Raw genomic sequence first — 8,210 nt, forward strand, 5'->3', positions numbered from 1 at the left:
AGCTATGAGATGATCAGAGAGGAAAAAACTAAAGACAGCAAAAACAGCAGGGTTCCACTTTTAATCAATGGAAAAGGTTCACATGCAAAGCGGTAATAGTTGTCTGTGTATGGGTCGAATGAATGAGTAGTTTGGCCAGGCAAGCGTTACAGAGCTGTTTTCGGGTACATCAGCTTGTTTAAGTCAGTAAAAAACAGTTGGGCAAGCTCGGGGTTGAGCCGCTTGAGGCGGGAATAGATCTCCCGGGCCTCCTCCCGGTTGTTGTGCTCCAGGTAATCCTTGCCGAGGTTGAACAGGGCAGCATTGTGACCCGGATTGATGCGAAGCGCTTTCAGATAGGCCTCCCGCTCTTCAACCTCTCTGCCGGCAATGCCATAGACAACACCAAGGCTTACCCAGGCATCATCATAATCCTGTTTTACACGTAAAGCCTCATGGTAAGCCTCAATCTGTTTAGGCCGCTGATCAGTCACCCCGTAGGCTTCACCTAATTTCAGCCAGTACTGGGCAGTTTCAGGGGCTATGCGTACTGCATGCTCAAAAGCATCGACCGCTTTTGCGGCCTGACCTGCATCACGGCATACAAGGCCCGTATTGAACCAGAGTGATGCATCATCAGGGTTAATACGCACAGCCTGCTGGTAGGAATCTACAGCCTTGTCAAAATCCCCGCTCTGGACATAGGCAATACCGAGATTGATCCAGCCGAGAGCAAAGTTGTTGTTTATTCGTACTGCCTGACGATAGGCCTCTATCTTCCTGACGGTCTCACCTTCCCGCCCGTCGGCAATCCCGAGATCAGCCCAGTAGTGTACATAATCGGGACGAAGCCTGATCGCATTCTGCAGGGCATCTATAGCCAGGGCCAAATCTCCTTTCTGGAGATGAGCAAACCCCAAACACCCCCATGCGTCACTGCTTGAGGGTACCTGCGCGGTCCACTTTGTACAGAGAACAATCATTCCTCCCCAATCCTGCTTTTCTTCAAGCGAATTGACTTGATAGATCCAGTCCGAATCCACTCTGTTTACCTGATTGGCAACAGCATGGCGGTTAGGCAGGTCTGTAATCCACTCAACCGGCAGTGCGAAATTCAACTGCTGACCCTGCTTGAAAAAATAGGTCGGTATGCCGATCAATCTGCCCTCTTCATCAAAGAGGCCGCCGCCGCTTGAACCAAGTGATATCGGTGCCGTGGTCTGGATATAGTGACCTTTGTCCACATCCCGCAAACCGGAAATAATGCCGTCGGAAAAGGTCAGTTCCAGACCCTGAGGAGCGCCGATGGCATAGACAGTTGAGCCGACCTTGAGCTGATTGGTATCACCAAGAACAAGTTTTGAAGCTTCAAGGCCGGATACATCAAGTGAGCAGACATCCCTGAACCTGTCAATATAGGCCGGTTTTGCAGGATACTCTTTGCCCTGATAGAGAACCGTAAGGCGACCGGCTTTTTCAATGACATGATAGTTGGTAATAACATGGCCGGAGGAGATTACAATACCACTGCCCAGACTTTGCAATTTGTTGCTGTTATCATAGTTGTGAATCACCACAACACTATTTGAGACTTCCTGGAATATTTCAGCGGCAGTTTTTGCCCACAGAGACTCCATGGCTGGAGTCAAGAGCAACAGGGCGGAAAGGAGGAATACACAAAGCTTCCGCAAAGGCACAAAAACTTCGTAAAAGAGACAATTACTGGCTTTGATGCGGAATACCGATCGAGCTATGCTTGATGTAATAACCTTTTTCATCTCTGCAAGATGTCAGCATTTATCCTACTTAGGATGCTTTTTATGTCAAACACCACTTCAAACACCCTTAAGCAACACATTCAAACCTCAAAACAACATTTTTGCTATACACATAAAACATATACGAAATGAAATCTTTTATATATTTTTTATATAAAACTATACCATGACCACGTAAATGCAACAATTGAATTATATAAAAACATCCAATATTTCGCAATAAATAAAATATAGCACAGAACAACGCTTTTTATAAGTCATAAGGGCTCCTGCTTCTTATGTTTTTGATTACAGATAATTACTGCACTGCAGCAAAGATGCGGTTAATCAGACATTGAGCAGACTTCAGCGCTTTTGATGCCACCTGATCAAGTGTGCGCCACGATTGCCGACCTGCAAGTAAAACAGGCTCCTCCATAACTGTGAAAGCGAGATTAAACAAGAGATGGGACGCTCTTTTGAGAGGGTCAAGAGGGGAAAAGATTAAAACAAATAACACTTCGATACAGAGAAAAGCAGACATTAACCCCGGCTAATGCTCATCCGATGCACGAGCTCTTTAAAATAATTTTGAGACCAAATGTTCAAGGCCCCGGCATCCTTCACAAAGCGTGAAACGTCGTTCACCGCTGCAGCAACATTGAGTGCATCGATCCGATTTTCAAGCAACGTGCGAAATTCTGCCTCTGACAGGTTCTCATCTCGTAGATGCCCGCTCTGCCTGGCTCGAATGATGAAATGCGAAAGATTCAGTGGCATACCTCTCCGGACATACCATTCAAAGTCATACCAGTCACGACCTTTTACCCGGCTCTTCCAGTTTCTGTAAAGCAGTGCGTGCATCTTTCCGGCAAAGAGGTCCGGCATACTGAAGCATTTGACATAGAAGGAAAATGGTTGCAAAAGGAGCTTTTCCTCGGTTGCAAAACCAGGCGGAGGCAAGGTATCCACCTCGAACTTGATCTTGACTCTCTTTTCGGCATGAACAGCCCGGCTGAACTGAGGGGTATCGCTTTTCAGAAATGCTGACTCGATACCTGTCCGAACCGTTTTCTTTTTGGCTGATATCTCGACATCAAGCCCCAATGCGGAAAACTCATCCCTGACAGCTTTGAAATACGGCTCCAGTGAAAAATTGACATCCGGAGCAAGCAGTGAAAAATCCAGGTTCTCTGAAAACCTTGGCAATCCGTAAAATATCCTGAGACAGGTACCGCCGTAAAATGCAGCCTTTTCGAAAAAACCTCCTCGATATAATCCCGCAAGTGCAACCTCCTGCATAACCTCCCTCAGTCCGTTGACTTTTCCTTCAACCGTGGTGGTATCATATTTTTCGAGCATCTGGTTCAGTACACTCATGATGCCTCCCTTTGCATTCCATTAACCAATTGCAGCAATACCCGCAGCATGTCAGCCTTTACTCCTGCAACTATACAAGCCTTGATCACTTCAGGATCAAACCGGGCCAGTAATTCTTCATCAATACGCATGTCTTCGAACAAGAGTTCCTGCAATGCCCGTTGCGACTGGACATTCAAATTTCGGGTGAAGACAAGCTTGTCGCAGAGCGCCTTTTCTGGTGAGGCCATGAGGTAACCTGATCTGTCACTATTTTCAACTTGGTCAATACCTACGGCATATAATGCCTGATATGAATGGGTATAAGAGAACCGGCCAACCGGCAGATCGTAGAGCTTTCCCCTTTTGGTCGTCATCGAAGTCACTTCAATAACCATTTCAGGAATGATGCTATAATAGTACAAGGCATAGTCCATAGAGACGTAAGAAGGTCCGTAAAGCAGGTTTGCCACTAATGGCAGAGAAAGAGAAATTCCGGTAATTTCCGGTGAAACGGCATACAACCCCTTCTTGATGGGCAACAGCAACCCATCGTCAATCAGGCGGACAATCTTGTCGTTCGGAGAGCGATATTCACCAAGGATCGAGAGCAGGGTGCTATGGGTTAACGGCACACCGCCGAACACCTTCAGCTTCTTTTCGAGTTTCATGATGTCATTATTTTGCATAGATAATCGAATAATATTCGATTATCTATGCAAAATAGAAACGTAAAACATGAAAGCAAAACGATTTTCCAATAAGCAAGTGGATCGGTATTTCGGGCGCATATCACCCCTTCAGCGTTTACTTCAAAAATTCCGGATAAAAACATGCAGACATGATCCCTGACCATTCTGCCGGAAGAAGCGGTCTGGAAACTGGACGGCTTTCAATCCTTCGCCATCAAAACCTCATTCCGGAATCAGCAGCGATCTTGATCCGAACCAGCAAAAGGACTCTCACTCCATCAGATTGAGTTGACAAAATTTATCCACAATGAGTTGCCGGTATGCCGTTTGCATCCTCTTGTCAAGAAAGCTGTTGTCAATCAGACGGTTCCACTCGGGAATCGCTTTTTTGAATTTCATGAGCATACGGGTCTGCACCTTTTCATCAATGGCAAGCGTGTTGAACGCTTTATGGAAATCCTGAATGCCAATCCTCTTTTTCTTACCATTAAGAGTCAGGGCAAGCTCTTCGGTATCAGCGGGATTAACCAGAACCGTTGCAACCATATCATAAGCCGGAGCAAGGCTGTAACCTCTTTTTGGAACATCAAGCAGCGAAAAGTTCTTCAGGTGCATATCCGCATTACCTGTCAGAAAACTGAACAACACCATCTCGAAAAAGTTGATGACATCCAGACCAGGATTTACCGAGTATTGTCGTATAGCTTTGGCAATTTGCTCATATGAGCCGTGGTATTTGTCTTCGGTAAGCCTTCCCGTGATCTGGCACATATCTTCCATATGCAATTTTCCGGTCTTGGAACGGTCAATGCGACGGGTCAGATATGCAAAAGTTCCAGACTGCATACGGATCAGGCAATGGGGAACAGTATTGATTTTGACCGCTCCGGCAAGGTGCATGGTCAGATCTTCTATCTCCGGAAGCTGGTGGTAGAGAGTTGTCGGTAGTTTAAGGATATATCCTCCCCATAGACCGACTATGGTAAACCGCTGTGGAGCCGCTTTATCTTCTGATTTTTCAAGATGAAGTGACAGTTTTGGCTGCACTCCGGTAATGGTAATCTGACTGCGAATCACCTCAAGCGCGAGCTTGTCAAGCTGAGTTTCATCATATGGCAAAATCGGAGGCGTTGCAGTTCCAAACATCTTTGTACTGCACCGGGAATGAAAGTCAACCTCACCATTCACCAGCGGCTGATAGCAATAGAGACAGTAGTGTTGCATTGTTCACTCCTTGAAAACAGGATGCACGCTGACCGCCCCGATGCAATCCCTGCAGCAGCTCATCAAAAGGCCCATGCGATCTCGCGGGCCAAGCTTCCAGTTTCTTTCCGCAACTTCCAGTAGCCACCCTTCGGGAATCAGTCCATCAAAAAACGGAAGCATTGTTTTGCTCGTGAAAGAAGCAGCCCGTAGAGGAAGCGTCAGACTTACCGCATGAGGACTCTCTGACTGTAGATAGATTGAGTCATAGACAAAATGATACCCCTCTTCATCCTGGGTAAGCCATCCTGCCGTTTGATCATGTAGCTTTATCTCCGCTTTTCTCATCAGCTACTTCTCCCTTTTCTGTAACGCAGGAGCAAGTTCGTATCCGAACAGGCTCAGCACCTGATTGACCTTATCCATGCGCAACGTTTTCTTCCCCTGCTCAAGATCGCGAATAAAACGAAGCCCCGTACCAGCCTTTTCTGCCAGCTCCGGTTGGGTCATGTTCAAAGACTTTCGTCTGTCACGAACAAATTCAGAGAGATCATTCATAGCCATCAAGATACCCGATCAGGTATAATAAATATCACCTATAACAAATCTATACCATTTCGGGTATAAATTCAAATATAATAGCCACATTTATACCCGAACGGGATTATCCATTATTGCTGTCAGCATAGTACTGCTCACCCCGTCAGCGTTTGCTTCAAAAAATCCGGATAAAAACATGCAGACATGGTCCCTTACCATTCTGCCCGAAGAAGCTGTCGGGAAACAGGACGAATTTCAATCCTTCGCCATCAAAACATCATTCTGGAATCAGCAGCAATCCTGATGAATTTTTTCTACATCCAAGTATTACAGCGTTAAGGGACTACCTACCAAGAGACTCTATCAAATTCCTATACCGTTTTCGAGTAATCTCGACCAAGCTGTCGTTTCGGTAGCTTTATGCGGAAGTCGCGAAGACACTGCTGATACTTCTCATACCCGAACCATTTCACTTGAGCGTAACCGCGTGCATCAGGCTCTGACAAGTGACGATCCTGCGGAATCGTTGTCATCAGGTGGTCAAGTCGAGCAGGGTGAAAGAGGTCCGTGGATAGCTGTATGTAGAGGCCAGAGATCCGCGCAACATCATCTGGTATACTAACCCCCGCGCCTTCGCAATCCACAATAATGGAAGATATGGCCGTCCACCCAATCACAGCTAAGAGCAGTTTTGCAGAAACAAACACCGTGTTCTCCACTACAGGAAGCGATGGATAGAGCCCGGACTCAAAGTGACCCGTCTCGCAGAGCCCTTCAGGCCGCCCATGCACCAAGTCACTGAACCAGTGGTAAAAGTGTGGGTATAAGTCCAACCCGTGATTCGAAAGTTCCTTGCGAACACGCGCATCACGGTACTTCAAATGCTCCGGGCTTTCCAACCACTCGTCAAACAAAAGCGGTTCGAGCGAAAAGAGTACCAGCAATTGCGCGCGCGAATGCAGGGCCCTGACCACTGTCAGAGAATCCGCGTAGCATCTTGATGAGCAAAGACAATTGATCGACTGCACTGCTTGGACCAAAGGCTTGGCTTGATATAAATAAGCTACATCAAATCCGAGCCGCCATTCGCTATTTGGCTCATGTTGGAAAATCAGGCGAAGTCCATTGATGGCGAGCGCAACTGCAACGAAAAATTCGTCTCTCTGACGTTCAATGAGAGGCGGGTGTACGCTTCGCCAATACGAAGAAGCCAACGGTCCTCCACTTGCTTCAAGCCAGTGAGCTGCGGTTAAAAGAATAACCGATGCATCCTCCGGCACGCCAAGATTAAGCAAAGAATCGATCTCCGATTGCGCCATTATTTCCCCCTTTGCTGCGCCCAACAATAACAGGATTAATCCAACTAAACTGCTAATCTTTTCAGATGACAACCATAAATATCAAAAAAAATATACGTGTTATTCAGCAAACTTACACGTTCAGCATCATGAGCCGGATGAGCCAGTCACACCCAGCCAGTGACAAGATTATTCAAGGATCAAGGGGTGCTTTTATCCTGTTTTTTGGGAACGAGTTTGATCTCAAGCTCGCAACCAACAGCCTAAAGGTGGCAAGTAGTTCGATGCTTCAGTGCTGAATAGTATCAGCTCTTGCTGCCGAGCTGAAGCTCGGCGTTCCCAGAAAACAGTTGCGACTGAAAGGGCATGAAAAAAAGCCTGCGGGTGGCAGGCTTTAAGAGGGATGAAGTGGGGATACGGGAAGGAATCTCCTTACTCAAATACGGTTATTGAATCACTACGGTAAGCTTTTTACCCAGAGCTTCGGCATAATGGCTCAGCGTTGAGAGCCGGATGTCTTCCGAATGGTTCTCAATGCGGGAGACTGCCGATTTTTTGGTGTGCAATTTTTCAGCCAGATCTTCCTGGGTCAGACCTGCACGTTTTCTTGCCTGGCGCAGTAACTCCCCGATCCGGAATTGTTCGTAACCCTGTTCAAAAGTTTTTGCGAAATCCGGGGACTCATCTTTCCGCTTCTTAATGTATCGTTCAAGATCATCCATGGTTTTTCCTCGATAGATATTCTGTTTTCCGCTTTTCAGCGAGTACAATTTCTGATGCCGGGGTTTTCTGAGTCTTCTTTGAGAAACCATTGGTAAGAACAACAAAGCTTCCTTGGTCAAGAAATCCTAAAAGCCGAAAGGCATTACTTCCCTGTTTTGCTCTGATCTCCCATATACCATACGTGTTTTGGAGTTTCTTGAAATACTCGGTCGACACCGTGGGCAACTCCTTGACAAGTCTGAGCACCCACAGTACCTTCTGGACTTCCTTTTCAGAAAGCGTGTCCAGATAGTCTTCTACGGGACTTTTCCCGGCACGGGTCTTAAAGAAAACAATCTCTCGCATGGACGATTGTTAACGAATTAGTTAACTATTCACAAAAGAAATTCGTTCAGTTGCCTGCTCTGCAGTTCCAGTTCAACCCATGCCGGATCATGGTCACTACCATCGCCACTATGTTTTGTTCGTCTGTTAATCCAACCTTTACGAAAGTTTAACTGTACTCACGTAATATGCCGTTGTGGGACAACTGGGCCAGTCATGGCTGGATTAGTCATCAATGCCTCTTTGAATCAATCACCCATCAATTATCTTTTACAGAAACAACTGATTTAATAAAAACAAGTTAATCATATCAATAACACCTATTCAAACAGATC

Annotated in this window: 9 protein-coding genes; all 9 read right to left on the reverse strand. The window is 46.3% G+C overall.

From position 1 onward, the window contains the following. Positions 1 to 146: 146 nt before the first annotated feature. Positions 147 to 1,757 (reverse strand): tetratricopeptide repeat protein, encoded by a 1,611-nt coding sequence (locus BOO20_RS08095; protein ID WP_076791936.1) that lies wholly within the window; start codon positions 1,755 to 1,757, stop codon positions 147 to 149. Between the two features lie 522 nt (positions 1,758 to 2,279). Beyond that, positions 2,280 to 3,116: a nucleotidyl transferase AbiEii/AbiGii toxin family protein gene (locus tag BOO20_RS08105; protein ID WP_233120927.1), complete on the reverse strand. Its 837-nt coding sequence runs from the start codon at positions 3,114 to 3,116 to the stop codon at positions 2,280 to 2,282. Continuing rightward, positions 3,113 to 3,766 carry a hypothetical protein gene (locus BOO20_RS08110; protein ID WP_076791951.1) on the reverse strand — a complete coding sequence of 218 codons (654 nt, stop codon included), beginning with the start codon at positions 3,764 to 3,766 and terminating at the stop codon, positions 3,113 to 3,115. The genes BOO20_RS08105 and BOO20_RS08110 overlap by 4 nt, the downstream gene beginning before the upstream one ends. A gap of 291 nt (positions 3,767 to 4,057) precedes the next feature. After that, a complete protein-coding gene (locus tag BOO20_RS08115; RefSeq protein WP_076791939.1) occupies positions 4,058 to 5,011 on the reverse strand; it encodes a HipA domain-containing protein in 954 nt (317 codons plus the stop codon). A gap of 3 nt (positions 5,012 to 5,014) precedes the next feature. Beyond that, entirely contained in the window at positions 5,015 to 5,338 is a 324-nt protein-coding gene (locus tag BOO20_RS08120; RefSeq protein WP_076791941.1) for a HipA N-terminal domain-containing protein, read from the reverse strand. Between the two features lie 3 nt (positions 5,339 to 5,341). Next, positions 5,342 to 5,548, reverse strand: a complete 207-nt coding sequence (locus tag BOO20_RS08125) for a helix-turn-helix transcriptional regulator (RefSeq protein WP_076791953.1) — start codon at positions 5,546 to 5,548, stop codon at positions 5,342 to 5,344. Positions 5,549 to 5,901: 353 nt separating this feature from the next. After that, positions 5,902 to 6,849 carry a hypothetical protein gene (locus BOO20_RS08130; RefSeq protein ID WP_076791942.1) on the reverse strand — a complete coding sequence of 316 codons (948 nt, stop codon included), beginning with the start codon at positions 6,847 to 6,849 and terminating at the stop codon, positions 5,902 to 5,904. Between the two features lie 425 nt (positions 6,850 to 7,274). Next, positions 7,275 to 7,550: a helix-turn-helix domain-containing protein gene (locus BOO20_RS08140; protein WP_011744536.1), complete on the reverse strand. Its 276-nt coding sequence runs from the start codon at positions 7,548 to 7,550 to the stop codon at positions 7,275 to 7,277. Next, positions 7,543 to 7,896: a type II toxin-antitoxin system RelE/ParE family toxin gene (locus BOO20_RS08145; protein ID WP_076791945.1), complete on the reverse strand. Its 354-nt coding sequence runs from the start codon at positions 7,894 to 7,896 to the stop codon at positions 7,543 to 7,545. The genes BOO20_RS08140 and BOO20_RS08145 overlap by 8 nt, the downstream gene beginning before the upstream one ends. Positions 7,897 to 8,210 lie beyond the last annotated feature (314 nt).

Source organism: Chlorobium sp. KB01, assembly GCF_001975465.1.
Taxonomy (GTDB): Bacteria; Bacteroidota; Chlorobiia; order Chlorobiales; family Chlorobiaceae; genus Chlorobium.